At 55.9% G+C, this 26,833-nt stretch carries 23 protein-coding genes, 2 pseudogenes and 1 CRISPR repeat array; of the genes and pseudogenes, 19 read left to right on the top strand and 6 right to left on the bottom strand.

Annotation, left to right across the window (positions count from 1 at the left end; translation table 11 throughout):
* The first annotated feature begins 89 nt into the window (after nucleotides 1-89).
* The 7 genes and pseudogenes from cas3 to H8S55_RS07705 all read left to right on the top strand — a co-directional run bounded on the left by cas3 (nucleotide 90) and on the right by H8S55_RS07705 (nucleotide 8,814).
* Complete coding sequence (cas3, locus tag H8S55_RS07735) at nucleotides 90-2,264, top strand: CRISPR-associated helicase Cas3' (RefSeq protein ID WP_366467610.1); 2,175 nt, start codon at nucleotides 90-92, stop codon at nucleotides 2,262-2,264.
* 127 nt (nucleotides 2,265-2,391) lie between these two features.
* Nucleotides 2,392-3,054: a type I-C CRISPR-associated protein Cas5c gene (gene cas5c / locus H8S55_RS07730; RefSeq protein WP_186878494.1), complete on the top strand. Its 663-nt coding sequence runs from the start codon at nucleotides 2,392-2,394 to the stop codon at nucleotides 3,052-3,054.
* The gene (cas8c, locus tag H8S55_RS07725; protein WP_186878493.1) at nucleotides 3,051-4,790 is read left to right on the top strand and encodes a type I-C CRISPR-associated protein Cas8c/Csd1; all 1,740 of its coding nucleotides are present in this window, start codon (nucleotides 3,051-3,053) and stop codon (nucleotides 4,788-4,790) included. Before cas5c ends, cas8c begins: the two co-directional genes overlap by 4 nt.
* Nucleotides 4,783-5,673, top strand: a complete 891-nt coding sequence (gene cas7c / locus H8S55_RS07720; protein WP_186878492.1) for a type I-C CRISPR-associated protein Cas7/Csd2 — start codon at nucleotides 4,783-4,785, stop codon at nucleotides 5,671-5,673. The genes cas8c and cas7c overlap by 8 nt, the downstream gene beginning before the upstream one ends.
* Nucleotides 5,670-6,079: pseudogene (locus H8S55_RS07715) on the top strand (CRISPR-associated protein Cas4); the annotation flags it as partial. The gene cas7c and the pseudogene H8S55_RS07715, both read left to right, overlap by 4 nt.
* A 305-nt stretch (nucleotides 6,080-6,384) precedes the next feature.
* Nucleotides 6,385-6,882: direct repeats of the CRISPR family, unit length 33 nt; unit sequence GTCGCCCCCCGCACGGGGGGCGTGGATTGAAAT.
* A 104-nt stretch (nucleotides 6,883-6,986) separates the two neighbouring features.
* The gene (locus H8S55_RS07710; protein WP_186878491.1) at nucleotides 6,987-7,148 is read left to right on the top strand and encodes a hypothetical protein; all 162 of its coding nucleotides are present in this window, start codon (nucleotides 6,987-6,989) and stop codon (nucleotides 7,146-7,148) included.
* A 22-nt stretch (nucleotides 7,149-7,170) separates the two neighbouring features.
* Nucleotides 7,171-8,814, top strand: a complete 1,644-nt coding sequence (locus H8S55_RS07705) for a SulP family inorganic anion transporter (RefSeq protein WP_186878490.1) — start codon at nucleotides 7,171-7,173, stop codon at nucleotides 8,812-8,814.
* Between the two features lie 77 nt (nucleotides 8,815-8,891).
* On the opposite strand, the gene H8S55_RS07700 is transcribed toward H8S55_RS07705, so the two are convergent.
* From H8S55_RS07700 to H8S55_RS07690, 3 genes are all read right to left on the bottom strand, one after another.
* Nucleotides 8,892-9,245 carry a HepT-like ribonuclease domain-containing protein gene (locus tag H8S55_RS07700; protein WP_186878489.1) on the bottom strand — a complete coding sequence of 118 codons (354 nt, stop codon included), beginning with the start codon at nucleotides 9,243-9,245 and terminating at the stop codon, nucleotides 8,892-8,894.
* Nucleotides 9,232-9,567, bottom strand: coding sequence for a nucleotidyltransferase family protein (locus tag H8S55_RS07695; RefSeq protein ID WP_366467606.1), 336 nt, complete (start codon nucleotides 9,565-9,567; stop codon nucleotides 9,232-9,234). Before H8S55_RS07695 ends, H8S55_RS07700 begins: the two co-directional genes overlap by 14 nt.
* A 131-nt stretch (nucleotides 9,568-9,698) precedes the next feature.
* A complete protein-coding gene (locus H8S55_RS07690) occupies nucleotides 9,699-10,040 on the bottom strand; it encodes a helix-turn-helix domain-containing protein (protein WP_186878487.1) in 342 nt (113 codons plus the stop codon).
* Nucleotides 10,041-10,224: 184 nt separating this feature from the next.
* On the opposite strand from H8S55_RS07690, the gene H8S55_RS07685 reads away from it, so the two are divergent.
* The 5 genes from H8S55_RS07685 (at nucleotide 10,225) to H8S55_RS07665 (ending at nucleotide 14,847) form a co-directional block, all read left to right on the top strand.
* The gene (locus H8S55_RS07685) at nucleotides 10,225-10,815 is read left to right on the top strand and encodes a tetratricopeptide repeat protein (protein ID WP_186878486.1); all 591 of its coding nucleotides are present in this window, start codon (nucleotides 10,225-10,227) and stop codon (nucleotides 10,813-10,815) included.
* Nucleotides 10,816-10,953: 138 nt separating this feature from the next.
* Nucleotides 10,954-11,883: a helix-turn-helix transcriptional regulator gene (locus tag H8S55_RS07680; protein WP_186878485.1), complete on the top strand. Its 930-nt coding sequence runs from the start codon at nucleotides 10,954-10,956 to the stop codon at nucleotides 11,881-11,883.
* Nucleotides 11,884-11,899: 16 nt separating this feature from the next.
* Nucleotides 11,900-13,543 carry a hypothetical protein gene (locus tag H8S55_RS07675; protein ID WP_186878484.1) on the top strand — a complete coding sequence of 548 codons (1,644 nt, stop codon included), beginning with the start codon at nucleotides 11,900-11,902 and terminating at the stop codon, nucleotides 13,541-13,543.
* The gene (locus tag H8S55_RS07670; RefSeq protein ID WP_186878483.1) at nucleotides 13,543-13,794 is read left to right on the top strand and encodes a YkgJ family cysteine cluster protein; all 252 of its coding nucleotides are present in this window, start codon (nucleotides 13,543-13,545) and stop codon (nucleotides 13,792-13,794) included. The genes H8S55_RS07675 and H8S55_RS07670 overlap by 1 nt, the downstream gene beginning before the upstream one ends.
* 12 nt (nucleotides 13,795-13,806) lie before the next feature.
* A complete protein-coding gene (locus tag H8S55_RS07665; RefSeq protein WP_186878482.1) occupies nucleotides 13,807-14,847 on the top strand; it encodes a hypothetical protein in 1,041 nt (346 codons plus the stop codon).
* Between the two features lie 90 nt (nucleotides 14,848-14,937).
* Here the strand turns inward: H8S55_RS07665 and H8S55_RS07660 are convergent.
* Nucleotides 14,938-15,381 (bottom strand): annotated as a pseudogene (locus H8S55_RS07660) (manganese catalase family protein); the annotation flags it as partial.
* A gap of 168 nt (nucleotides 15,382-15,549) precedes the next feature.
* Between H8S55_RS07660 and fic the strand changes: the two are divergent.
* From fic to H8S55_RS07625, 7 genes are all read left to right on the top strand, one after another.
* Nucleotides 15,550-16,164, top strand: a complete 615-nt coding sequence (gene fic / locus H8S55_RS07655; RefSeq protein WP_186878480.1) for a protein adenylyltransferase Fic — start codon at nucleotides 15,550-15,552, stop codon at nucleotides 16,162-16,164.
* A gap of 1 nt (nucleotide 16,165) precedes the next feature.
* On the top strand, nucleotides 16,166-16,438 hold the full coding sequence (locus H8S55_RS07650) for a winged helix-turn-helix transcriptional regulator (protein WP_186878479.1): 273 nt from the start codon (nucleotides 16,166-16,168) through the stop codon (nucleotides 16,436-16,438).
* 51 nt (nucleotides 16,439-16,489) lie between these two features.
* A complete protein-coding gene (locus H8S55_RS07645) occupies nucleotides 16,490-17,992 on the top strand; it encodes a type I restriction-modification system subunit M (RefSeq protein WP_186878478.1) in 1,503 nt (500 codons plus the stop codon).
* 27 nt (nucleotides 17,993-18,019) lie between these two features.
* The gene (locus H8S55_RS07640) at nucleotides 18,020-19,150 is read left to right on the top strand and encodes a restriction endonuclease subunit S (protein ID WP_186878477.1); all 1,131 of its coding nucleotides are present in this window, start codon (nucleotides 18,020-18,022) and stop codon (nucleotides 19,148-19,150) included.
* Between the two features lie 77 nt (nucleotides 19,151-19,227).
* A complete protein-coding gene (locus H8S55_RS07635; protein ID WP_186878476.1) occupies nucleotides 19,228-19,419 on the top strand; it encodes a hypothetical protein in 192 nt (63 codons plus the stop codon).
* A gap of 275 nt (nucleotides 19,420-19,694) precedes the next feature.
* The gene (locus tag H8S55_RS07630; RefSeq protein ID WP_186878475.1) at nucleotides 19,695-20,123 is read left to right on the top strand and encodes a DUF6680 family protein; all 429 of its coding nucleotides are present in this window, start codon (nucleotides 19,695-19,697) and stop codon (nucleotides 20,121-20,123) included.
* Nucleotides 20,124-20,147: 24 nt separating this feature from the next.
* Entirely contained in the window at nucleotides 20,148-23,438 is a 3,291-nt protein-coding gene (locus H8S55_RS07625; RefSeq protein WP_186878535.1) for a DEAD/DEAH box helicase family protein, read from the top strand.
* A gap of 43 nt (nucleotides 23,439-23,481) precedes the next feature.
* On the opposite strand, the gene H8S55_RS07620 is transcribed toward H8S55_RS07625, so the two are convergent.
* Both H8S55_RS07620 and H8S55_RS07615 read right to left on the bottom strand, forming a co-directional pair.
* Complete coding sequence (locus tag H8S55_RS07620; RefSeq protein WP_186878474.1) at nucleotides 23,482-24,618, bottom strand: HipA domain-containing protein; 1,137 nt, start codon at nucleotides 24,616-24,618, stop codon at nucleotides 23,482-23,484.
* Nucleotides 24,619-24,982: 364 nt separating this feature from the next.
* Nucleotides 24,983-26,302, bottom strand: coding sequence for a GGDEF domain-containing protein (locus H8S55_RS07615; RefSeq protein ID WP_186878473.1), 1,320 nt, complete (start codon nucleotides 26,300-26,302; stop codon nucleotides 24,983-24,985).
* Between the last annotated feature and the right edge of the window lie 531 nt (nucleotides 26,303-26,833).

The raw sequence follows: 26,833 nt of genomic DNA, 5'->3' as shown, positions 1-26,833 counted from the left end.
CACAATACAAATTGACATAACACAGGGGTTGCAGTACAATATTACTGTAAATCTTCGGAAAATATCTAAAAGATGGAGAGGAAAACGCTGTGAAACAGGAGTATTACGCCCACATCCGGCCTGACCCGGAGGAGCCGGAAAAAGTGGACTATCAGACGGTAAAGGACCATCTGCTGGGGACGGCGGAGCGGTGTGCGGCCTTTGCGGGGGCCTTTCAGGCGGAGCAGGCCGGGCGAGCCGTGGGCCTGGTCCACGACTGGGGCAAGTGTACGCCGGGCTTTCAAAAACGGCTGCTCTGCGATGGACCGAAGGTGGACCACGCCACAGCCGGGGCGCTGCTCTGTGCCAGTCGTGGGCAGCTGCTGCCGGCTGCCTGCGTGGCCGGGCACCACGGCGGGCTGGCGGATGTGGGCAGCCAGGGGGACAAGAGCGGTCCCACCCTGTTTGCCCGCCTGAAGAAGGGGGTGGGGGACCGGCTGCTGGAGCAGTGCGGCGACCCCGGTATCCCTGTGCCGGAGTTTCCCCGGGAGCCTTTGTGGAGGAGCAGACTCCAGATGAGCTTTTGGACCCGGATGCTCTATTCCTGTCTGGTGGATGCGGATTTTCTGGACACGGAGCAATTTATGAACGGAGACCGGGGCAGGGGCCGGTATGACAGCATAGAGACCCTCTTAGCCCGGCTGGAGGAACATATCGCGTCCTGGCAGAAGCCTGAAACAGAGCTGAATCGGCTGCGGTGCGAGATTTTGAACACCTGCATGGAGAAGGGCGGTCAGCCCAGGGGGATATACACCCTGACCGTGCCCACCGGCGGCGGGAAAACGGTGGCCTCTCTGGCCTTTGCCCTGCGCCACGCAAAGGAACACGGGATGCAGCGTGTGATCTATGTCATTCCGTACACCTCCATCATCGACCAGAACGCCGCCGTTTTTCGGGATATTTTGGGGGAGCAGAACGTGCTGGAGCATCACTCCGGGGTGCAGTTTGACCTGGAGGACGGTGCGCCGCCGGAGCAGGTGCGCCGGGCGCTGGCGGCGGAGAACTGGGACGTGCCGGTGGTGGTCACCACGGCGGTGCAGCTGTTTGAATCGATGTACGCCAACCGCTCCTCCAAGTGCCGCAAGCTCCACAATCTGGCCAACAGCGTGGTGATCTTTGACGAGGCGCAGATGCTGCCCCTGGCGCACCTGCGGCCCTGTGTGGCGGCTATGGCATCGCTGGCGGAGCAGTTCCGGTCTACCGTGGTGCTGTGTACCGCCACCCAGCCCGCCTTGGACGATCTGCTGCACACCTACGCCCCCGGCTGCACGGTGACGGAGCTGTGTCCCCAGACGGCGCAGCTGTATGACTGTTTCCGCCGGGTGACCTTCCGTCAGACGGGAAAGCTGGAGGATGAGACCCTGGCCGCCCAGCTGGCGGAGCACGACCAGGTCCTGTGCATCGTCAACAGCCGCAAGGCGGCCCAGAGCATTTTTGACAAGCTGCCCCGGGAGGGGAGCTATCATCTGTCTACGCTGATGGTCCCGGCCCAGAGAAAAACGCGGATAGAGGAGATCAAAGTGCGGCTGCGGAAGGGGGAGCCCTGCCGTGTGGTGTCCACCTCCCTGATCGAAGCCGGTGTAGACGTGGACTTTCCGGCGGTCTATCGGGAACTGGCGGGTCTGGATTCCATTTTGCAGGCGGCGGGCCGGTGCAATCGAGAGGGAAAGCGCCCGGCAAAGGAGAGCGTTGTGACCGTCTTTGAACGGACAGAGCTTCCGCCGGTGCTGTTCCGCACGGCGGTGGGAGCAGCCCGGGAGGCGCTGGGAAAAGACCGGGACCCCGGCGCGCCGGAGACCATGGACCGCTATTTCCACAGCCTGCGGAGCCTGAGCGGCGAGACCCTGGACAAACAGGGGGTGGTGCAGGCGTTTGAGAAGGGGATCGAAGGCTGCGAGCTGCCCTTCCGCACGGTGGCAGAGACCTTCCGACTCATCGACCAGAATACCTGCACGGTCTATGTGCCCTATGGCGAGGGGGCGGCCCTGGTACAGCAGCTGCGGGATGGGGGGTGCTCCAAGTCGCTGTACCGCAAATTGGGACGCTATGGGGTCACGGTATATGAGCAGCATTTTCGGGCGCTGTATCAGGCCGGAGCCCTGATGACCGCTGGGGAAATTCCGGCCCTGGACAGCCGCAGTGCCATTTTGACCGATATGAATTTGTATGACCCAACCATGGGCCTGTCCCTGGAACCGGAGACCGGCAGAGCAGAATTTGTCTGAAGTCCGGTTTATGGGACAGCGTATGGTGTATTTTGAAAAAACAGTACAAAATAGACAGAAGGACGGAGAGTCGTCCGTGAAGAATGATGTATAGTGAACACACAAAGAGAAAGAAGGGAGTGATCTTATGTCGATCCAAGTAGAGGTCTGGGGCGATTACGCATTATTCTCACGCCCTGAGTTTAAAGTCGAGCATATGAGCTATGACTGTATGACCCCATCGGCAGCCCGGGGGCTGCTGGAAAGTATTTACTGGCACCTCGGTCTGAAATGGATCATCGACCGCATCCATGTGTGCAGCCCCATCCGCTTCACCAACATCCGCCGCAACGAGGTAAAGGATACCATTCCGTGGCGCAAGGTAAAAACGGCTATGGAGAAGGGGGGCGGAGCGCTGTATCTGGCCACGCCGGAGAGCATCCAGCAGCGGGCGGCCATGGTGCTGCGGGACGTACATTATGTCATCGACGCCCACTTTGAAATGACCCAGCGGGCCAACCCGGGCGACAACCCCGGCAAGTTTCAGGATATCGTCAAGCGGAGGCTGGAGCGGGGGCAGTGCTACAGCATGCCCTATCTGGGCACCCGGGAATTTCCCGCCCATTTCCGCCGCTGCCAGCAGCTGCCTCCCTGCCCGGAGGAGCTGAAGGGGACTCGGGACTTGGGGTGGATGCTGTGGGACATGGATTACAGCGACCCGCAGAACATCGTCCCTAAGTTTTTCCGGGGCAGCTTAAATGACGGCGTGCTGACAGTGCCGACCATAGACAGCGGGGAGGTGAGGGGATGATCCTGCAAGCGCTGACCCAGTATTATGAGGACCTGCTGGCCCGTGGTGAGATCGCTGCCCCGGGTTGGGCCCCGGCCAAGATCAGTTATGCCCTGTGCCTGGACGAAGACGGGCAGCTGACCCAGGTCGTGCCGACGATGGAGGAAGTGCCGAAGGGGAAGAAAACCGTTTCGCAGCCGCTGGTGTTTCCGCTGCCTGCAGCGGAGAAACGGACTGTGGGCATCGTATCCAACTTTCTTTGGGATAACTCGTCCTATCTGCTGGGTGTGGACCAGAAGGGCAAACCGGCCCGGAGCCGGGAGTGCTTTTCCACTGCTGCGGCCCGGCACCACGCCGTTTTGGACGGAGTGGATTCTCCTGCGGCCCGGGCAATCTTGCGCTTCTTCGACAGCTGGCAGCCGGAAAATGCGGCCCAATGCCCAGCCCTTGAGGGAAAGCTGGAGGAAGTGACCTCCGGCGGCAATCTGCTGTTCCGGGTGGATGGGCGCTATGCCCAGGAGGACGCTGCCATTCGGGAGGCGTGGCAGCGCCGGCAGTCTGACAGGGATAAAGATGCGGTGGAAATGCAGTGCCTGGTCACCGGACGGGAGGACGAGATCGCCAAAGTGCATCCCGCCATCAAGGGTGTGCGGGACGCCCAGTCCAGCGGCGCAGCCCTGGTGTCCTTCAATGCCCCGGCCTTCTGTTCCTATGGGCATGAGCAGAACTTCAATGCCCCGGTGGGAAAATATGCCGCCTTTGCCTACACCGCCGCCCTGAACCATCTGTTGGCGGACAAAGACCAGGTGCAGCAGATCGGAGATACCACGGTGGTCTGCTGGGCCGAGGGCGCAGACCCCGTCTGCCAGAGCCTTGCCGTGGCGGCGATCTTCGGGGGTGAGGCCCCCGGCGGTCTGACAGACAATGCGCTTCGGGCGACCCTGTGGCATCTGGCCCACGGGGAACCCTGCGACGAGCTGGCAGTGGACCCCAACCGCACGTTTTACATCCTGGGGCTGGCGCCCAATGCGGCACGGTTGTCCGTCCGCTTTTTCCTGCGGGACAGCTTCGGTGCGCTGATGCGAAATGTGAACGACCACTATGAGCGGCTGGAGATCGTGGGAGGCAGATATGAGATGCTGCCACTGTGGGCGCTGCTGCGGGAGACAGTGAACCTGAATTCCCGGGACAAAATGCCGTCCCCCGCTATGGCGGGGGCCACCGCCCGGGCAGTTTTCTCCGGCGGACGCTACCCCGCCTCTCTGCTGGAGGGGGTGATGCTCCGCATCCGGGCGGAGCGGAATATCACCTGGGGACGGGCCGCCATCTTAAAAGCTTATTATTTGAAGAATCCGCATGAAGATTGTCCAAAGGAGGTTTTGACCGTGAGTCTCAACGAGGAGAGCACCAACCCCGCCTATACCCTGGGCCGCCTGTTTCGAGTGATGGAAGAGATTCAACTTGCATCGACGGGGTGGAACGTGAACCGGAGCATCAAGGACAGCTATTTCAACTCCGCTGCATCGACTCCGCTGAGCGTGTTTGGTAAACTGTTTGCCCTGAGTAACTATCATCTGAAGAAGCTTATGAGAGATAAGCCGGGATTGGGGAAAAAGCTTGGAGATTTGGAAAGTGAGCTTGCTGCGAAATTGACTTCGCCGCCTCCCGCAAGATCCACGCAGGAAGAGGTAGTTTGTTTTTATCTCGGTTACTATCATCAGTGTAATCACAAAAAGGAGGAAGAGAAAAATGTCTGAACCCATCAAGAACCGGTATGAGTTTGTAGTGTTGTTCGACGTGGAGAACGGCAACCCCAACGGCGACCCGGATGCCGGGAATATGCCCCGGGTGGACCCGGAGACCGGCCATGGCCTGGTGACGGACGTGTGCATCAAGCGGAAGATCCGCAACTATGTGGAGATGGCCAAGGAGGGCGAGGAGGGCTACCGCATCTACATCAAGGACGGCGTACCGCTGAACCGCAGCGACGCAGAGGCGTGTTCCTATGTGGGTGCGGACCCGGGGAAGCTGAAGGAGGCCAAAAAGAAGGACGACCAGCTGGACATGAAGCTGCGGGACTTTATGTGCGCCAACTTCTATGATATCCGCACTTTCGGCGCAGTGATGACCACCTTTGTCAAAGGGGCGCTGAATTGCGGTCAGGTGCGGGGACCGGTGCAGCTGGGCTTTGCCCGCAGCGTGGACCCCATCCTGCCCCAGGAGGTCACCATCACCCGTGTGGCTATCACCACCGAGGCGGACGCAGAGAAGAAAGGCACGGAGATGGGCCGCAAGTACATCGTGCCCTATGGCCTGTATCGGATGGAGGGTTATATCTCCGCCAACCTGGCCAGAAAGACCACCGGATTCTCAGAGAAGGACCTGTCTCTGCTGTGGACAGCCATCCTGAACATGTTTGAGAATGACCACTCCGCCGCCCGGGGGAAAATGGCGGTGCGGGAGCTGATCGTGTTCAAGCACGACAGCGAGCTGGGCAATGCCCCCGCCCACAAGCTGTTCGACCTGGTAAAGGCGGAGCGGGGCCCGGCAGTTCCCGTAGCCCGCAGCTATTCTGACTATACCGTGACGGTGGAGGAGGAGAAGCTCCCCGCCGGTGTCGCCTGTATGCGGATGGGGTGACCTATCAGGAGGAGGACTTCCTCCAGCTCTCCGGTCTCCAGCATTTCAAGTTCTGCCGCCGGCAGTGGGCCTTGATCCACGTGGAGGACCAGTGGGAGGAGAACTACCGCACGGTGGAGGGGGGCATTCTGCACCAGCGGGCCCACGACGAGGACCTGCGGGAGAGCCGGGGAGACCTGCTGGCGGTGCGGGGGGTACGGGTGTTTTCCCGTACCCTGGGGGTGTCCGGGGCCTGCGACGTGCTGGAGTATCACCGGGGGGAGCCCTGTACTACGGCCAGACCCGCCGCCGTGTGACGGTAGAGCTGACAGAGACCCTGCGGCAGGAGGTGCGGACGATGACGGCGGAGATGCACCGGCTCTATGACCGGGGCTATACCCCAAAAGTCAAGCCGACAAAGGGCTGCCACTTGGATGCAATGAGGAAGAATTCTCCGACCGTCGCCCCCCACATGGGGGCGTGGATTGAAATTGGCGACCTTGACGTAGTCGCTATAGACGGCGTTGTCGCCCCCCGCACGGGGGGCGTGGATTGAAATAATGAGGTGCCGGATTATGGGGAGCAGCTGCGGAGTCGCCCCCCGCACGGGGGGCGTGGATTGAAATTACGGCAGCGGCTGGGTCACTGGTACAGACTCTCGACGTCGCCCCCCGCATGGGGGGGGCGTGGATTGAAATGACGTAAAAATGACGTAAAATTGACGTTGAACCGTGTCGCCCCCCGCATGGGGGGCGTGGATTGAAATACAGCCTCATCGCCGTGCCAGTCTACCACGGCTGTCGCCCCCCACCCGGGGGGCGTGGATTGAAATTTCCGGGGGCATGGGCTTGCCGATATAGTAGCCGTCGCCCCCCGCACGGGGGGCGTGGATTGAAATGCCGAGCGTGCGGACTACGAGATGCGCAAGGTGAGTCGCCCCCCGCATGGGGGGCGTGGATTGAAATCGCTCTGGTGGCCTTGTGCAGCTGCTGGCGGCTGTCGCCCCCCACACGGGGGGCGTGGATTGAAATGAGCTGCGGGACGGGCCTAACGCCATGACCATGGTCGCCCCCCACACGGGGGGCGTGGATTGAAATCTATGCGCGGAAAATCTGCGGCAGAATGTCGACGGTCGCCCCCCGCATGGGGGGCGTGGATTGAAATATGAAGGGGCAGGACGTGGATATGGATGAGGTGGTCGCCCCCCACACGGGGGGCGTGGATTGAAATCGCATACGGGCCGTGATCTGGTCTTTATACTTGCGTCACCCCCACCCGGGGACGTAGATCGAATTACCGGGCGGGTCGTCCCCGCACGGGGCGAGGATTGAAATATGCAGGCGATTGATCTGGGAGCCAACTTAGAAGGCAACGTTAAGGCCGTTCTCTTTCCGGCAGCGGCCTTTGCTGTTTTTGGTCAAGACGGGCCAAATTGGGAAAAATCCTTGCAAATCACAGCAGTTTTCTCTATAATGAAAAATCGTGTGTGTCCCTAGAAAAATAAGAGGAGAGAGAACTGTGAGTGAACTGAAACCTCAGTTGCTGCTGTCGCTGAGAAACTATTCCAAAGAAGCGTTCGTCAAAGACCTGATATCCGGCATCATCGTGGCGATCATTGCCCTGCCCCTGTCCATCGCCCTGGCCCTGGCCTCCGGCGTGTCCCCGGAGCAGGGACTGTACACCGCCATCGTGGCCGGATTTTTGATCTCCGCCCTGGGCGGGAGCAAGGTGCAGATCGCCGGGCCCACGGCGGCCTTCGCCACCATCGTGGCGGGTATCGTGGCCCGCAACGGCATGGACGGCCTGGCGGTGGCCACCATTCTGGCGGGTATCCTGCTCGTCATCATGGGCCTGCTGCGCATGGGCAGCATGATCAAGTACATCCCCTATACCATCACCACCGGCTTCACCGCCGGCATCGCCGTGACCATTTTGATCGGCCAGATCAAGGACTTTATGGGCCTGACCTTCCAGACCGCTCCCGTGGAGACCATGGAGAAGCTGGAGCAGGTGGTCCTGTGCATCGGGACGATGAACGTCACCGCCCTGGGCGTGGGCTGTCTGGCCCTGGCCATTTTGATCTTCTGGCCCAAGACACTGAAGAAAATCCCCGCCTCTCTGGTGGCTGTCATCGTCACCGCAGGCATTATAAAGGGATTTGACCTGCCAGTGAACACCATTGGCGATCTGTATACCATCTCCGGGTCGCTGCCCCATTTCCAGCTGCCCGCCCTGTCCTATGAGACGGTGGCGGCGGTGCTGCCCGATGCGTGCACCATCGCCATTCTGGCGGCCATCGAGTCGCTGCTGTCCGCCGTGGTGGCCGACGAGATGATCGGCGCCCGGCACAACTCCAACATGGAGCTGGTGGCTCAGGGCGTGGGCAACACGGCCTCCGCTCTGTTCGGCGGCATCCCCGCCACGGGAGCCATCGCCCGCACGGCGGCCAACATCAAAAACGGCGGCAATTCCCCAGTGGCCGGCATGGTCCATGCGGTGGTGCTGATGCTGGTACTGGTGCTGCTGATGCCCTATGCCGCCCTGATCCCCATGCCCTGCATCGCCGCCATCCTGTTCCAGGTGGCCTATAATATGAGCGGCTGGCGCACGGTGGTCAAAGTGGTCAAGACCTCCCCCAAGAGCGACATCGCCGTGCTGGTGCTGACCTTCTTCCTCACGGTGGTGTTCGATCTGGTGGTGGCCATTGCCGTGGGCCTGACCCTGGCCTGTCTGCTGTTCATGACACGCATGGCCGACGTGGCCGTGGTCCGGGAGTGGGAGTATGTGGAGGATACCCAGGACGATCAGGGCCGGTTTAAGCCCGTGCCCGCCCACGTCATGGTCTACGAGGTCACCGGCCCCATGTTCTTCGGAGCAGCGGACAAGATCCCCCATATGGACCGAAAGACGGACAAGTCCGTCCTCATCCTGCGCATGCGTGCCGTCCCCGCCCTGGATATCACGGCGCTGAACGGCCTGCGCCGCCTGTGGGAGGAGTGCCGCCGCCAGAACATCCAGGTGGTGTTCTCCCATGTGAACGAGCAGCCCATGTCCGTGTTCCAGAAGTCCGGCCTGCTGGACGAGGTGGGCCGGGAGAACTTCCAGCCCAACATCGACGCCGCCCTGGACCGAGCCGCCCAGCTGGAGGGCGTGGCCAAGTAACCATAATAGAACACCGCCCGAACCGGGGAGAGGACCGGTTCGGGCGGTGTTTACATGATTATGAAAATACAAAAAGATCAGAAATCAGCGCTTGCCAGCTGCTCCTCGCAGAATCGTTTTAAAGCGGGAATATCTGTTGTTGCTGTCTCCCAAATGATCTCGCGGCTCATACTGCCGTAGTTGTGTGCAACCAGATTTCTCATCCCCTTGATTGGTCCCCACTGTACTCTGTCGGCAGTGGCCTGACGGTATTCCTGGGTCAGACCTCCGCTGAGTTCACCGATTTGAAGGATGGAAAAGGAGACAGATCGCTGATAGTCTGGGTCGCTGTCGAAGATAGTGAAGGCCCGGCCATAGCGCATGACGGTCTTCTCTATCTCGGTGCAATAGTCGCGGATGTGCTTGATCCGCTGTAAATCAGGCGGCAGCATAAAGTTTCACCCTTTCCCGCATGACCGTTTGACGGAAATCCTGTTCACTTGGCATCTGAGTCCGCTGCTGCAGGGCGCTGATGGTGATGAGGTCGACCCGTTTTTGCAGGGCATCCTCTAAATCGCAATATAGCGCCCCCAGAGCGAAAAGACTGGTCAGAGAAGTGCCTGTTGTGTCCACCAGCAGGTCCACGTCGCTGGACTCGGTTGCGGTGCCACGGGCATAGGAGCCGAACAGATAGACTGCAGCGAGCTGATACTCTTCTGCGATGGGGGCGATCAGCTCCTTGAGTTGTTCCAGTGTGTAGATCAAAAAAGACACTCCTTTCCGGCTGCGGCCGCTTTTAATAAAAGTATTTGCTTTCAAATACAATATATCACGGAAACGGGAGAAAGGAAAGCGTTTTCTTGGATTTTAGATATCGTAAATACATAAACAGAAAGGCTCCGCCGTTACAGCGGGGCCTTTTCGTTGTCTTTCATGTTCATGGCGGCCACAAAGGTCTTCAGCAGCTGCTCGGCATAGGTGCGCTCCTGGGCGGAGCAGGTCTCCAGCACCCGCATCACCGGCTCCGGGTCCTCCTGGCCCCGTCGGCCATAGAGGATATAGTCGGTGGACAGGCGGAGGGTCCTGGCGATGCGGCAGAGGGTGGGGACAGACATGCCCTTGGCGCCCGTCTCAATGTCGGAACAGAACTTGGGGGTCACCTCGATCTGCTCGGCAAACTGCTCCCGGGTAAGGCCCATATATTCCCGCTGGCATCGAATCCGCTTTCCAATCGCACTCCAGTCCACGGCAGAATCCTCCTGTCACTTGGCTATGATATCAGTTTAACGCCATTAGTTGTTCCCTTAAATAAACTTTGAGAAGGGACAAGCATAAACTTTCAGGAGAAAATTTCGGAGCTTTCCAGGATGGACAAAAGCTGTCTCTCTGCCTGCGTAGAATGGGGGCAGAACAGAGAAAGGGGGAGACAGAATGCAGGAATGGGAGGAACTGTTGGCCCGGGCTGAGGGCGGGGACAGGACGGCCCAGGTGCAGCTGGCCGACTGCTATGCCCAGGGGCGGGGCGTGGAGCGCAGTCCGGCTCAGGCTGCGGCGTGGCTGAGACGAGCGGCGGAGCAGGGCAGCCCGGAGGGGCAGAGTATCTTCGGCTTTTGCTGTCTGGAGGGCTTTGGTGTGAAAGAAGATGCGGACCAGGCGGCGGCCTGGTTTCGGAAGTCGGCGGAGCAGGGGTGCAGCGAGGGCTGGTTCGGGTTGGCGATCTGCTATTTCTCCGGGGCGGGTACGGAGCAGAACGACCGGACGGCGGCAGATCTGTGCAGGTGCGCCGCAGAACAGGGCCATGTGAAGGCCATGATCCGGCTGGGGGCCTGCTGCCTGGAGGGCCGGGGCACGGCCCGGGACCTGGGGGCGGCGGAGGATTGGCTGTGCCGGGCCATCAAAACCGGAGATGCCCAGGGCTGGAAGGACAAGCTGGACCGGACCCAGGCCCTGCGGCTGCTGGCGGAGGCGTTCTACGCCAGGTACGCCGAAGGAGAAACCAAGTCCCAGGCGGAAGAACGCTGAAAGTGCGGAAAATTGGAACTATCTGTTGCATAAATGGAAGATGTAGCATATACTGTGGACAGGACTTCCAAACAGCACCCGAAAGAGCGGCCCTGTCTTTATCTACTTCAACAACGTCAGACAGGAGGAGAGGACGAGATGGAAACGGAAAAAACGGCCCGGCTGCTGTATCTCTACCGGGACTTTGCCAGGGGGGCCAAGGTGCGCAAGCAGGAGGCGGCGGACCGCTTCGGCGTGACCCAGCGCAGCCTGCAGCGGGACATCGAGGACCTGCGCTGCTTCTTCGCCGAGCAGACCCCGCCGGGGGAGATCATCTATGACGCCAAGGAGCGGGCCTACCGCCTGGTAGAGTGGGGCAGCACCCTGTTCACCAACGGCGAGGTACTGGCGGTGTGCAAGATCCTGCTGGAGAGCCGCTCCCTGCGCCGGGACGAGATGCTGCCCATTCTGGACAAGCTGGTCAGCTGCTGCGTTCCGGCGGAGCAGCGCCAGGCGGTGGCGGAGCTGCTGGCCAACGAAAAGCACCTGTACATCCAGCCCCACCACGAAAAGCCCCTGCTGGAGCGCATGTGGGCCCTGGGGGAGGCGGTGCAGAAGCACCTGGTGACGGAGATCGACTACGAAAAGCTGAAGGGCGGCGAGACCGTCCGCCGGACCATCGAGCCGGTGGGGCTGATGTTCTCGGAATACTACTTCTATCTGGTGGCCTTCATCCGGGATATCGACAAAAAAGCGGCCTTTGAGAACCCGGACGACCTGTTCCCCACCATCTACCGCCTGGACCGCATCCGGGACTTCCGGGTCACCCGGGAGCACTTTCAGGTGCCCTATCTGGAGCGCTTTCAGGAGGGCGAGTTCCGTAAGCGGGTGCAGTTTATGTACGGCGGCAGACTGCAGACCATCCGCTTCCAATACACCGGCCCCTCCATCGAGGCCGTGCTGGACCGCCTGCCCACCGCAGAGATCGAGGAACAGACCGAGGACGGGTGGATCGTGAAAGCGGAGGTGTTCGGCAAGGGGATCGAGATGTGGCTGAGGAGCCAGGGGGAGTATATCACACTACTTTGATTAGGAGGCGAAGAGAATGCCAGCAGCAAATCAGATCGTTTCGTTTGACAAAGGCTATGTGCCAGACCCCAGCGAGCCGCTGTTCACCAGTATCTTTCAGCAGTATGAGAGATTGCTGGTCGAGAGCCTGATTACGTCGTTTGGCCTGGACTTTATCATAAAAGACCAGCACGGCGGAGATGTGGACACGATTCACAATGTACGGAAAATTGGCGTGGATGACAAGATGACATATAAATCCGCCAAAAATCAGCAGAACTATGAGAATAGAGGTCAATATGATCGAGTTGCGTATCACAAAGACCAGCGTTATGCGGGCACAGTGAAAGCGGCAAAAAATGAGTTTGACCAGCACGGCACAAAGATTGCGGATACATATGTTCCTGGCAATCAGGTAATACCTCGTATGGAAAAGAATATCCCCCGTGGTCAGCAGGGACAACTGGACCATGTCATGTCAGCAGAGGAAATACATAATGACCGGGGGCGGGTCTTATCTGGAATGGACGGTTTGGACTTGGCTAACCGCCCGGAAAATCTACGCTATACCAATGCGGCTTTGAATCGAAATATGTCTAACATGAGCGTGGATGAATATATCGCCTGGTGTGAAGCGAATCCCAGCAAAGTAGACTGGAACGGGAAGAAGGGAGAGCCGCTCCCGGAAGAAGTGAAGGAGCGCCTGAGAGCGGAATATCAGCGGGCAAAAAAAGATTACGATGCCCAGCTAGCTCGTACTTATTACACCAGTGTACAGTTCAGAAAAGATATGACATACGCAGCAGTCAAGGTCGGGGCCGGCATGGGATTGCGGCAGGTGCTTGGATTTGTGTTTGCTGAGATTTGGTTCTCGGTGAAAGACGAATGGAAGAAGCTGAACGACCAGGAGACTGGCCTGACAGAATATCTGGAAGCGATTGTTCGGGGGATTGAAACAGGGATCAAAAAAGCCAAAGAAAAATATCCCGAACTGTGTTCCCGGTTTTTGAACGGTGCGACTGCCGGTGTCCTGGCCAGCGTGACAACTACGCTGTGCAACATCTTCTTTACGACTGCAAAATCGACGGTGCGTATCATCAGACAGTCCTATGCCTCTTTGGTGGAAGCGATGAAGGTCCTTTTCATCAACCCGGATGATTATGAATTCGGAGACCGGATGTGCGCAGTCGTAAAGGTTCTCTCTGTCGGTGCCAGTGTGACCGTCGGTGTGCTTGTGGGTGACGCATTGGCCCGCACCCCGCTGAGCAGCCTGGGAGAGACGGGAGAAATTGTAAAGAATTTCTGCGAGGCGTTTGCGACCGGCATTATGAGCTGTACGCTGCTCATGTATTTAGACAGAAGCAAGACCATGAATGCGCTGGTCAAATGTTTGAACAACGTTCACACGATGGAAACGGAGCTGAATTATTACCGGGAGTATGCGGCGTATTTTGAGCGGTATGCGGCGGAACTGATGCAGATCGACATAGAGCGGTTTGAGCAAGAGACCGGTGCGTTTAACGAGATCGCAAATAAGCTGGACAAGATTCAGACCCCGGCTGAGTTGAATCTCACCCTGCGGCAGGCGTTCGCAGCCAGAAAGCTGCCGCTGCCCTGGGAGGGCTTTGAAGACTTTGACGCATTCATGCGCGACGAGCATGCGCACTTGGTGTTTCAGTGATGTTTCCATGTGATCAATGCGGGGCATGCTGCCGCAATTTGAAGCTGTCCGAGCTGTACCGAGAGTTGGACAGGGGAGACGGGGTGTGCAGATATCTGGACGGGAATCTGTGCAGCATCTATCAGACCCGACCCCTGTTGTGCCGGATCGACGAGAGCTATGACCGGTTTTTCAAGGATTCCATGTCGAGGGAAGAATTCTATCGTGAGAACCTGCTGGTATGCAGTCAATTAAAGAAAAAAGAGATTTAGGAGGAAATTACTATGCCGTTACCGTTAATTTTGGGTGGAGTCGCTACCATTGCCGGAGCTGTTGGACTGGGGAGTGCCGTTCACGGCGGAGCCAAGATGAAGGAAGCCAACGACACCATGAAGCTGGCGGACAAGAGACACAAGGAAAACATCGCCAAGTTTGAAAAGCAGAACCAGGAGACGACAGAGGCTATGGATCGCCTGGGCGAGATGGAACTGGTGATCCTGGACAGTTTTAAGAAGTTTTCGGATATTTTCGAGCGCATCCAGAACCGGCCTGAGTTCAAAGGCTACAACAAAGAGAATGTGGATATTCCCGCCTATAACGGGGAAGAGCTGAAGAAGGTTTCTGTGGGTGCCGGTGTTTTGCTGGGCGGACTTGGTGGCGCAGCAGTTGGAACGGCTGGCGGGTTTGCCGCAGCCGGTGCGACTACGGCAGCAGTGATGGCGCTGGGCACTGCGTCCACAGGTACTGCCATTGCGTCGCTGAGCGGCGTGGCAGCGACTAATGCGACCCTGGCTGCCCTGGGTGGCGGAGCGATTGCTGCTGGCGGCGGAGGAATGGCGCTGGGTACCACGATTTTGGGTGCGACCACATTGGGTGTTGGCCTTTTGGTAGGCGGTATTATCTTCAATGTGACCGGAAGCAAGCTGTCTGACAAGGCAGATGAGGCTTATCGTCAGATGGAGAAGGCAGAGCGGGAGATCAATAAGATTTGTCGTTATCTGAAGAAGCTGTATGATACGGAAGCTGCGTTTGAAAAGGCGCTGAAAACGTTGGATCGTCTCTATCTCCGTCACCTGAGCAAGCTGGGTGATCTGGTGGTCGTGAGCGGGAAGACGGACTGGAATGAGTTTACGGATGCGGAAAAGAAGATGACGGAGAATACGGTAATGCTGGTGGGACTGCTGTACAGCATGTGCAAGGTCCAGTTGGTCCGCCAGACTGGCAGCACCGCCGAAACGAACGTGGTAAATGAGCAGGAGGTCAATCAGGCTATCAACAATGCGGAGTCTTTCCTGGAGGACAGCGGCCTGGTGACGCTGGTGTGATGTATCGGCCAAGCGATAAATTTCAGTGCGCTGTTTAAATGAAGAGAGGAGCCCCCAGTCCATTGTACGGACCGGGGGCTCCTCTTGAGTTTACCCCTGGGTCAGCGGCGCAGCGGTGGGGGCGTCGAAGGCGGGGTTGGTGAGGTAGACGTTTTTGGCGTCCATTTTTTCCTTGCACAGGCGCAGGCATTCTCCGAAGCGTTGGAAGTGGACGATCTCCCGCTCCCGCAAAAAGCGGATGACGTTGTTCACGTCCGGGTCGTCGGACAGGCGGAGGATGTTGTCATAGGTCAGGCGGGCCTTCTGCTCGGCGGCCAGGTCCTCGGTGAGGTCGGCGATGACGTCGCCGGTGGACTGGATGGACCCGGCGCTCCAGGGGAAGCCGGAGGCGGCGGTGGGGTAGACCCCGGTGGTATGGTCCACGAAGTAGGCGGCGAAGGGGGTGTCCTTGATCTGATCCTCTTTCAGGTTCCGGGTCAGCTGGTGGACGATGGCGGCCACCATCTCCATGTGACCCAGTTCCTCTGTGCCGACTGTGGAAGCAAAAGGGCCACAGGTGCGGGAAAGGCCGTGTTTTCTTTCTTCCGCTTGTGAATATAGCGTTTTATGGTATAATTACTCTGTAGAATTGTTGGCAGAAAGGTCATCCGACCTTCTGGACACCCACTGAGAAGCTATTTTGCAAACACATGGAGGCCCACAATGGCACTTGAAAATAAACTTGGCATCACCAACTCCGCCGAGCTTGCCCGCGAGGAGGAGCGGATCAGCAAGAAGAAAGCCGTGGAACTGTTTGAAAGCGGCGCTCTGGACAGGCTGGCCCCCGGCAGATTTGCGTCGCTGCAAGCCATTCACAAGGCGCTGTTCGAGAATATTTATGACTTTGCCGGTGAACTGCGCACTGTGAATCTGGCAAAAGGCAATTTCCGCTTTGCGCCGCTGATGTATCTGGAGGCGGCGCTTGCCAACATCGACAAGATGCCGCAGTCCACCTTTGACGAGATCATCGAGAAGTATGTGGAGATGAATATCGCCCACCCGTTCCGCGAGGGCAACGGCCGCAGTACCCGCATCTGGCTTGACCAGATGCTAAAAGCCGGTATCGGGCAGGTGGTGGATTGGAGCCGTGTCGATAAGGAGGACTATCTGCTGGCCATGGAGCGCAGCCCCATCAAGGACGTGGAGATCAAGGTTCTGCTGAAAGCGGCTTTGACCGACGAGATCAACAGCTGTGAGGTCTATATGAAGGGCATCGACCACAGCTACTACTATGAGGGGTATACGACCTTCAAGACGGAAGATCTGAGCAAGGAATGAGGTGCACATTGATTATGTGGACGAGAGCGCTTCCCAAAGTACCAGCCCCAAAGTTTCAAAGTATCAATTTGATACTTTGGACTGCTCGCTGGAGGAACTGGCTGTTTTGGAGCGGATCGCACAAAACCCGACCATCAAGCAGCAGGAGCTTGTGAACGCAACTGGCAAGTCCATCGCAACCGTGAAGCGGATCATGAAGTCCTTGCAGGATAAGAACTATATCCGCAGAGAGAACGGCAAGAGATACGGCAAGTGGGAAGTGCTGGTTAAATAGAAAACTTGGCTTAGAGAGAAAGAATTGTAAAACTTTGAGAGGATTGGATTCATGATTACAGGCGAATTGAAAAACAAAATTGACAGTCTCTGGGATATTTTTGCGGCGGGCGGTCTGGTGAACCCGCTGGACGTGATCGAGCAGATCACATATCTGATGTTCATTCACGACTTGGATGATTCGGACAATCTCCGGGCGAAAGAGGCCGCCATGCTGGGACTGCCTTATACCAGCATCTTCACCGATGAGGTGCAGGTGGGTGAGCGCACCATCGACGGCCAGCAGCTCAAATGGAGCGTATTCCACGATTTCCCGGCAGGGAAGATGTACTCCGTCATGCAGGAGTGGGTGTTTCCCTTTATCAAGAATCTCCACGGGGATAAGAACAGCGCCTATTCCAAGTACATGGACGATGCCATTTTCAAGCTGCCCACGCCGCTGCTGCTCTCCAAGGTGGTGGATGCGCTGGACGAGATCTACCGCCTGATGAGCGAATCACAGGCGGTGGATGTGCGGGGCGACACCTATGAATATCTGTTGAGCAAAATCAGCCAGTCCGGCCGCAACGGCCAGTTCCGTACCCCGCGCCATATTATCCGCATGATGGTGGAGCTGATGGACCCGAAAGCCGATGACATGATTTGCGATCCGGCCTGCGGCACCTCCGGTTTTCTTGTTTCAGCGGGCGAGTATTTGAAAGAAAACCGAAAAGAAGAGATCTTCTTCAACCGCCAGAAGAAAGATCACTACATGAATCACATGTTCTTCGGCTATGACATGGACCGTACCATGCTCCGCATCGGTGCCATGAACATGATGACCCACGGCATTGACAACCCCTTTATCGAGTACCGGGACAGCCTTAGCGACCAGAACCCGGACAAGGAGAAGTATTCCTTGATTTTGGCCAACCCGCCATTTAAGGGCAGTCTGGACGCAGACACCGTGTCTGCGGATCTTCTCAAAGTCTGCAAGACCAAGAAAACCGAGCTGCTGTTTCTGGCTCTGTTCCTGCGGATGCTGCGCATCGGCGGGCGCTGCGCCTGCATCGTCCCGGACGGCGTGCTGTTCGGTTCGTCCACGGCGCACAAGGCCATCCGCAAGGAGCTGGTGGACGGCAACCGGCTGGAGGCCGTGATCTCCATGCCCTCCGGCGTGTTCAAGCCCTACGCAGGCGTGTCCACCGCCGTGCTCATCTTCACCAAGACCGGCCACGGCGGCACGGACCACGTGTGGTTCTACGACATGACCGCCGACGGCTTCTCGTTGGACGATAAGCGCAGCCCGGTGGCCGACAATGACATCCCCGACATCATTGCCCGCTTCCGCAAGCCGGGGGCAGAAAAAGACCGCCAGCGCACAGAGAAGTCTTTCCTCGTGCCCAGGGCGGAGATCGTGGACAACGGCTATGACCTGTCCATCAACAAGTATAAGAAAACCGAGTATAAGCCCGTGGAGTACCCGCCCACCAGTGAGATCATGGCCCAGCTGAGAGAGCTGGAAGTGGAGATTGGTGCGGAAATGAGCAAGTTGGAAGAATTGCTTAGAATGTGACTAAATTCGGATTTGTGGGGATGAAGAATGGAATATATAAAACTTTGTGAAGTTATTTCATCAGCAAAAATAGAACGATGTGGGGCAAGTGATTATCCAGTTCTATCAATTACAAAGAGTGATGGCGTTGTTCTTCAAAGCGATAAGTTCAAAAAGAGAATTGCTTCAAGAGACACGGAACAATACAAACTTGTAAAACGTGGACAACTTGTTCAAGGAATTCACATCGATGAAGCTAATTTTGGAATTCAGTCTATTGTCGATATCGGTATTGTAAGCCCGGCTTATAAAATCTGGAATGTTGATTTTCAAAAAATTGTCCCCAAATATCTTGAAACGGTATTGCGCTCTCCTCGAAGCGTTCGTTATTACTCATCAAAGTTTAATGGAAGCGTTAAACGTCGTGAAAGGATAACGGATAGTGATTTCCTGGCAATGGAAATTCCCTTTCCATCAAAAGAGCAGCAGCAGTATGCTGTCGATGTCCTGGAGAAGGTATGTAGCATGACTACGCTATATCAACAACAACTCCAGAAACTGGACGAGCTGGTCAAGGCACGATTTGTCGAGATGTTTAGTTCTTGTCAGCATATAGCTTCGATGAATGAATTGTGCTCAATAATCACTGACGGGACGCATCAGCCGCCGAAGTTTCAAGACAACGGAATTCCCTTTATTTTTGTTTCAAATCTGGTTAACAATACTGTCACATATAACGCTGAAAAATTCATAAGCGAAGAAACATACGGTGAACTCTACAAGCGAACGCCTATCGAGATAGGAGATCTGCTGTTATCAACAGTAGGTTCCTATGGCCATGTGGCAGTCGTTGTTGAAGATAAAAAATTCCTGTTTCAAAGGCATATCGCATATTTGAAACCCAAACACGAAATTGTGAATAGCTTTTATTTGTATGCGGCATTGCTATCTCCAGATGGCCAGCGGCAAATAGAAGAAAAAGTCAAAGGTATTGCACAGAAAACCTTAAATCTATCCGAAATAAAGACAATACTCATTCCTCTACCGAGTATTGAAGAACAAAAAAACTTTGAGGTATTCATTAAACAGGTCGACAAATCAAAAGTCGCCGTACAGAAAGCATTGGATGAAGCACAACTGTTGTTCGACAGTCTGATGCAGACGTATTTTGACGAATAACTGATGTAAAGTTGACGTTCCGTTCTTCAAAAAACATGGTAAAATTAGGGCGAAACCAAATTTGAGGAGGCGTTACTATGACTTCACAACAGGAATATGAAAGGTTCGTAGCCAAATTTTCAAAAACGGCTTTTGACTTGAAGGCCGAGTTTGAAAAGCTTTCTATCGAAAACCAGAAACGTTTTGCGGAAAACATGAATGTGCTTCTAGAAAGTTATGGTTTTTCAGTGGCTTTTAAATATCTACAACAGAATGATTTCAGGCGATAAAATGTTAAATATATTATCTATTATAATTTCAATTCTTGCGCTTATTTCAAGCGCCATTATTGGAAAAAAGCAAGTTGAACTATCATTGGAGATTGTTTTTTATGATTGGCAAAATCAAACATGAAAAACAACAGGCTATGCTGATCTCAGAAACGGAGTATGGGAGATGACCTATTCACTGTGTGAGCGACAGTAGGCATATATCTTGCCTGTCCCTGTCAGAGTATCGACTTACTGTAAAATACATCGACTGTAATAGATAAAGGAGAAGCCGTATGAATATTTTGCTCTCTCTCATTTCTGGACTTTTTGGCGTGTTAATCGGTTCTAAGCTATCTCAAAGAGAAGAGTTGAGAAAAGAACAGCTAAGCATACTGAAAACGTTGGTTACATACCGTTTGTTTCCAGCACAACCAGAACGCGTAACAGCGTTAAACATCATTCCTATCGTATTTTTTAACTGTCCCGACATTTGTAGCTGTCTAGAAAATTACAAAAAAGCTCAGAACGACGTGACAGATAATCTAACAGTCCCACAGTCCTTCATGCAAAAGTTGTCTGCACTTGACGATGCATATATAAAACTTCTCGAAGCGATTGCTAGACACCTAGGATACGGAGAGTCACTTTCCTGGGACAAGCTGAAAAATCCCTACATCGCTAAAAGTTATATAGGGCAAGGTAGCAATCTATACTGGTACTAATAGCTGTTTATGGCAGGTGATTTTATGACCAACTTTGACACATTCCTCTCAACCCCACAATTTTCCTCCTTCGCCCCTGTTGCCGTCTCCGCCGAGCGGATTCTACATATCGACCCTTCCGCCTGCGTGCTGAACTGCCGCAGGGCGATGGAATTCGCCGTGAAGTGGATGTACTCCGTGGACAAGGCGCTGGTCATGCCTTATCAGGACACGTTGGTCAGTCTGATGAACACCGAGGACTTCCGGGACATTGTGGGCGCAGACATCTGGCGGCGGATGGACCTGATCCGCCGCATGGGAAACAACGCCGCCCACACCGGCAAGAAAATCACCCAGGAGCAGGCGGCGCTGTGTCTGGAAAACCTGTATGTCTTTCTGGATTTTGTGGCCTATTGCTACGGTGAGAACTACACCGAGGGACATTTCGACCCTGCGCTGCTGACGCAGAAAAGCGAAGTGTCCGCCGCACCGGTGCAGGAAGCGCCGGAGGTGGATCTCGCCGCACTGATGGCGGAGAACGCTGCGCTGAAGGAGGAACTCACCGCCCGCCGAGCCGAGCAGCAGCAGACCTATGTGCCCAAGCCCCTCGACCTGTCTGAGTACAAGACCCGCAAGCTGTATATCGACACCATGCTCACAGATGCGGGCTGGACAGAGGGCAAGGACTGGCTGAATGAGGTGGAGCTGCCCGGTATGCCAAACAAGTCCGAGGTGGGCTATGCGGACTACGTGCTCTGCGGGGACGACGGCCGCCCCTTGGCGGTGGTGGAGGCCAAGCGCACCTGTGTGGATGTGGCCAAGGGCCGCCAACAGGCAAAGCTCTATGCCGATCTGTTGGAGAAAAAGTATCATCGCCGCCCGGTCATCTTCCTGACCAACGGCTTTGAGACCCGCATCACGGACAATCTATACCCTGAGCGGAAATGTGCGGCCATTTACTCCAAACGCGATCTGGAGAAGCTCTTCAATCTCCAGAGTATGCGGACGAGCCTCAAAAATATTATGGTGGACCGCAAGATCGCCGGGCGCTACTATCAGGAGGGGGCAATCAAGGCCGCCTGCGACGCCTTTGCCCGAAATCGCCGCAAGGCGCTGCTGGTCATGGCTACCGGCTCCGGCAAGACACGGACGGTCATTGCTCTGTGTGATGTGCTGCTTCAGCACGGTTGGGTGAAGAATATCCTGTTTCTTGCTGACCGCAACAGTCTGGTCACCCAGGCAAAGCGCAGCTTTGTGAATCTGCTGCCCGATCTCTCCGTTACCAACCTCTGTGAGGAGAAGGATAACTACACCGCTCACTGCATCTTTTCTACTTATCAGACCATGTACAATGTCATCGACAGCGTACAGGATGAGGAGGGCAAGCTCTTTACCTGTGGGCACTTTGACCTTGTGATCTGCGACGAGGCGCACCGCTCCGTTTATAACAAATACCGGGATATTTTCAATTATTTCGACGCGCCGCTGGTAGGACTGACGGCCACGCCCAAGGACGAGATCGACAAGAATACCTATGAGATATTTGAGCTGGAAAACGGCGTGCCGACCTATGGCTATGAGCTGGCGCAGGCGGTGAAGGACGGGTATCTGGTGGACTTCCTGTCTGTGGAGACGAAGCTGAAATTCATGGAACAGGGCATTGTCTACGATGAACTTTCCGACGCGGACAAGCAGGCTTACGAGGACACTTTTGAGGACGAGAACGGCGAGCTGCCGGACAGCATTGCATCGTCGGCGCTGAATGAGTGGATCTTCAACGAGGACACCATCCGACAGGTGCTGAACACACTGATGACCCACGGCCTGACCATCGACTACGGCAGCAAACTGGGCAAGACCATCATCTTTGCAAAGAACCACACCCATGCAGAGAAAATTCTCACGGTTTTCAATCAGGAATACCCGCATCTTCCCGGCTTTGCCAAGGTCATCGACAACTATATGACCTATGCCCAAAGCGCCATTGACGAGTTTTCCGACCCGAAGAAGCTGCCTCAAATCGCCATTTCCGTGGATATGCTGGACACCGGCATTGACGTGCCGGAAGTGCTGAATCTGGTGTTTTTCAAGAAGGTCATGAGCAAGGCGAAGTTCTGGCAGATGATCGGGCGAGGCACCCGTCTGTGTCCGGGGCTGCTGGACGGTAAGGACAAGGACAAGTTCTACATCTTCGACTTCTGCGGCAACTTTGAGTTCTTTCGCATGAACAAGGGACGGCCCACCGCCAATATGATCGCCCTGCAAGGTGCGATCTTCCATCTGAAGGCCCAAATTGCCTTCAAATTACAGGACTTGGCGTATCAGACGACGGACTTGATTGCCTTCCGCAAGACGCTGGTGGAGGACATGGTGCGCAAGGTGCGGGAACTGAACAAAGAGAACTTTGCTGTCCGCCAGCATTTAAAATATGTAGAGCGGTATGCCGAACCGGACAGCTATAGCGCCCTGACCTATGAGGACACGCTGCTCATGGGGCAGGAGCTTGCACCGCTCATTACACCGGAAGAGGACGATGCCAAGGCGCTGCGGTTCGACGCGCTGATGTATGGCATCGAGCTTGCCTATCTCGCCGGAAAGAAATACAGCAAAGCCCGCAGCGACCTGTTTAAGAAAGTTTCCGCTGTTGCATCTGTGGCGAACATCCCGGAGATCATGGCACAGGCTGAGCTGATCGACAAGATTTTGCATACAGACTATGTGGAGACTGCCGGGATCAATGAATTTGAGCACATCCGGGAGAATCTGCGTGACCTCATCAAGTATATTCCGGTCAGTAAAGCGCACTATGATACGAATTTTGATGACGAAATTCTGTCTGTGGACTGGAAAGAATCTGAGCTGGAGAACGACGATCTGAAGAACTACAAGGCCAAGGCGGAGTTCTACGTGCGTCAGCACATGGACAATGCGGCCATTGCCAAGCTAAAGGACAATGTTCCTCTGACTGCGGAGGACGTGCAGGCGCTGGAGAAAGCACTCTGGAACGAGGTCGGGACGAAACAGGATTACGAGGCCGAGTACGGCCAGAAGCCGCTGGGGGAGTTTGTGCGGGAGATCGTCGGGCTTGATATGAATGCGGCAAAAGAGGCTTTTGCGCAGTACCTGAACGATGCCAGCCTCGATAGTCGACAGATCTATTTCGTAAATCAGATCGTGGAGTACATCGTCCACAACGGCATGATGAAAGACCTGTCCGTTTTGCAGGAAGCGCCGTTTACCGACCACGGCAGCATCGTGGAGGTGTTCACGGATCTTACAGTTTGGATGGGAATTCGGAATACCATAGAGAAAATCAATTTAAATGCTGTCGCATAAGAATAAGCACGGTTACTGCTATTTCCGGTAACCGTGCTTATTTTTACAGTTCCAATAACTTTTGCGCTCTTCGCTGCACCTGCCGCTCCATCATCCGCAATCTTTTTTCGGGCAGGTTATAGCGCGAGTGCTTCTTGAACTTGAAGTTCAGCAGATGCCGCAGCTTCTCGCGCAGCTCCGGCGTCAGGACACTTGCCGCCGTACCGAGAAAATCATCGTACACGCTGGGGTACAGCGTTTCGATATATGCCTCCAGCGCGGTCTCGTTCGCCCAGGCGTCCGCGCCCGCAAAGTTAAAGAGGGAGTTGCCGTGGTCGAACAGGGGAGCGGGGGAGACGATGGTATTCGTCCGGTTATCGACCATTACGCCAAAGTTCCCGAAATGCCGGTCCACATTGCAGATCACCGCATCGAACACCAGCATTTCGTTCAGCGCGTCGACAAACTCGACTCCCATCTTCTCGTAATATGTCCTGACAGCCCCCATGCCGCCCTTAGAAACAAGATGGCCGATCGGGAGGTAGGCATACACCTTGTCGGTAAAAAGCTCGCAGGTGGAGCAGAGAACGCCTTTCCAACGGGATAAGCCGTAGGGGATCGCGTGAACGCCCATGGCGGCGGCGATCTGTGCGGCGTAAAACTCAGAGTATGGCTCGTTGCCTGTGTTGGCCGCGCCCTCCGTGCCGCCCTTATAGAGATACACCTTACCGCCCATGCGCCGCCAGCATTTACGAAGCATTCCGTTGGTGGTAAACTCCGGGCTGGAGAGCAGGGAAGCGCGGACGCTGCTGCCATAGCCGGTAAAGGCAAGCTCGGCCAGAACATTGCTGAATGGGTTGTCGTAGAGATTTACTTTGTCGAAAGAAGCGGTGTCACCGTCCTCGACGACCCAATAGCAATCGTTAAGGGATAGTCCTTTACAAGCACTGATAATACTGAGCGGTCGGTTGAGGTTTAAGCCGCATTTTGCTAAAAGGCTATGGACGTAGGCGCGGTTTTTGGGGATCGTGCGGCGGCGCAGCCAACGACTCAATCCGTCCGGTGTCAGCGTCAGATCAAGCGGCAGAAATGCCGCTTTTTCTTCGTTTGTCCAAAGGATTTGGATCTCCGGCTCACTGGTATCGGTCGTTGCGGAGAATTTAACCAGCGGTTCATCGAACTGCTTTAGAATGTAGTTCATGATAAATCCTCCAAACGGTCATTTTTATTATCATACCACACAAGAGCTGTATTGAAAACAGAAAACGCTCATGTTTTCTTCGTCTATTATTCGCCTTTCTTCTTTGGGAGCTGTGTAAGCGCATCTAATTCTTCATAGGTCAATTCACCGTTCACATACCTGCTGGCCATGGAGCGCAGCCCCATCAAGGACGTGGAGATTTCAGAACACCCGTAAAAAACAGCAAGGCTGTCGGCGCATTTGCCAACAGCCTTGCTGTTTTTTCATACACTTAGCAGCGGCTTTGCTCGTTTCCCCGCCTGTCGCTCCGCCATCCGCGGCGTTCTCGGGCAGCTGGGAGCGCAAGCGCACCGCAGAAGGCCCATCAGTAAACGGCGCAGCCGTTTCTGCCGGTTTTCTTCACCCGATACAGCGCCTCATCCGCGTTTTCAAAAATCCTCTCCGCCGCTTTTTTGTTGTTGGCGAAGGCCACGCCGGAGCTGAGCGACACCGTCGGTACGCCGTCCTCCGGCACGGAGAGCCGCTCATTGATGGCAGCCATCTTCCGACAGATCACGTCGGCGTCCGCCTTGGTGATGTCCGACACGATGACGGTGAACTCGTCGCCGCCTATCCGGCAGATGTGATCTCCGCCGCGGAACGCGCCGCCGAGCGCAGACGCCACCCGCTTGATGACCGCGTCGCCGACAGAGTGTCCCATCGTGTCGTTGATGGTCTTAAAGGTATCAATGTCCACGATCACAAGCGCAAAGGGCTCGCCCGCCTGCTTGTAAGCGCCCAGGGTCCGCTCAAAGCATCGGCGGTTGAGCAGCTCCGTCAGTGCGTCGCGCTCCGCCTCTCGGCGGATGATGCGCTGCTTCTCCTGATTTTCCTCGAACATTTCGTTGTATACCGACGCCAGCTCACGCACCTCCATCGCGCCCCGCACCGGCACCAACTCGCCCCTGCGGACATAGCCGATGCCGCGGGCGATGGGCTTCACGATCAGCAGATAGACCAGCGCCCAGCTGGCGAAGATCGACACAACCAAAAGAACGGAGTAGACGCCCAACTGCCACAGGCTGGCGGAGAGTCTGCCGGCAGCCTTCGTCTGCCGGTCGCGGGTCACTGCTGCCATCGTGTTCCGATAGGCGGTGATCGAGGCGGCAATGCCGTCCCTCTTTTCCTGATAGGTCCTGCTTCGGAGCAGATGCTGCGCCGCTTCCACCTTCTCAGACTTGGACAGAGCCGCCTCCTCCTCGGAGAGCACCGTGTCCAGCAGCTCCTGCGGCCATTCGGCAGGATCTACTCCCATGGCCTCCACCATGAGCCGCATGGCGCGGTATTCTACCTTCGTCAGGGCGCGGGAGAGCTGAAAGGCTGTGGTGATATACGCGAAGCTGTCGCTCTCTCCAGAGCATTTCTGTAATTTCTCCGCAGACAGATCGACCCGTCGGGTCTCATTTTCCTCCGTGAAGTAATTATCTAAGTACTCGATATCTCCCCACAGAGTAAAAAGGCGGGCCTGCTCCGTCAGGTAGTTAGAGCCGTCCTGCATCTCTCGGGCGGTGTTGACGCAGACGATGTACTGCTCCGTGGCATCGTGCAGCTCGATAAACCCACGCTGCAGCCGCGCCACCAGCATCGTTACCAGTACCGCGATCAGAAGCGCAAGCAGACTGCTGGAAAGGCTCACAACCCGCATCCGAACTCTTCCGTGTCTTGATTTCATGTCTCATATCCTTTCTTCACCCTGCCTGTAGAGCGGGTAAGGCATGCTCTTAGCGCGACAAAAAAGCACCGAAAACCGTGGTTTTCGATGCCTTTTGAAGCCTTTTCGGGCAAGATATTCCGTTTGCCGAGCCGTGAACCGGCGGTTTCGCAGACATTTCAGCCATGTACCCGCCCGCCGTGCGGCGTTTTTGGCGGTGTGATCATTTTTTTGAGAGTATTTTAGCACAGCTTATCCAAGTAAGTCAACGACAAATTCCGCAAGGGAATCAGTATGTGGAAGTTGAAATTCTGCGCAAACGATCGGCAGGAAACCGCTTCCGGGAAAACAGAAAACAAGTTCACCGGTCTCTCCGCATAGTTTCAGGGAAAGGGGGGAGCAGGATGGCAAGCAAACCGGAGTTGCTGCATAATCAGGCGGCAGACGAGATCGGGCAGGACTTTCTTTTCGCATACCAGCGAGCCGTCCTGCTCACCTTGCAGCGGCAAGGGGTTCTTAACGAAA

Source organism: Flintibacter faecis, from assembly GCF_014287875.1.
Classification (GTDB): Bacteria; Bacillota; Clostridia; order Oscillospirales; family Oscillospiraceae; genus Lawsonibacter; species Lawsonibacter faecis_A.
Note: the sequence above shows the minus strand (reverse complement) of the source record. Positions and strands in the feature narration are given on the sequence as shown.